This is a genomic window from Vibrio sp. 10N.222.46.A1, from assembly GCF_041473595.1.
GTDB classification, from domain to species: Bacteria; Pseudomonadota; Gammaproteobacteria; order Enterobacterales; family Vibrionaceae; genus Vibrio; species Vibrio tasmaniensis_A.
The window spans coordinates 1-614 of record NZ_JBFRSN010000444.1 but is presented as its reverse complement, the minus strand read 5'-3'; the positions used below and the strand labels follow the sequence as shown (position 1 = coordinate 614).

The following is a 614-nucleotide window of genomic DNA, read 5'->3' as shown; positions in this document are numbered from 1 at the left end:
ACTTTCTCATTAGCCGAGAAAGTATAAAGCCTTGCTAGTTTAAGGGCGAGGCTCCTGCTTTACGAAGACAACCCTCACGAATAGCGCTATCACTTCGCTTTCTGCTATAAAATTGCTCGATTCCGGCCCAACTTGATGTGAGACATGCCTAGCTCTCGTTACGCTCAACTCTCATTCTTTTGACGACACGAACGACCGTTCGTGGTGACACTCCCACAAACTTAGCTGTTTCATTGATGCTCATCTCCTTAAGAACTCGAAGTTTGTAGATTTGTTCGTGCAACTCTAAATCGGGCCTTCTTCCTCGATACTTGCCCATTGTCTTAGCTTTATCTATGCCTTCCTTTTGGCGTCGACGTCGATCTTCGTAATCTTTACGAGAAATCGCCGCGAGCATATCCATCATCATGTTATTGATCGCTTTAATCATCGAATTCGTGAACTCATCGGATATTTTCAGCTATCATGCGCTAATCTAGAAAACGTTAAAGTTCCAGTTCAGTGCTCTAAAGATCGTAAAGCCTCACCTAGCAGGTCTTCTGGCGAAAGGTTAGAATGGGTGTTCATTATACTTTCGATTCTCCTTGTAGGAAAATAATTACAAGTCTTCCCTC

At 43.3% G+C, this 614-nt stretch carries 1 pseudogene; it reads right to left on the bottom strand.

Features of this window, described 5'->3' with window-relative positions:
• Positions 1 to 148: 148 nt before the first annotated feature.
• Positions 149 to 457 (bottom strand): annotated as a pseudogene (locus tag AB4496_RS13635) (serine recombinase); the annotation flags it as partial.
• Between the last annotated feature and the right edge of the window lie 157 nt (positions 458 to 614).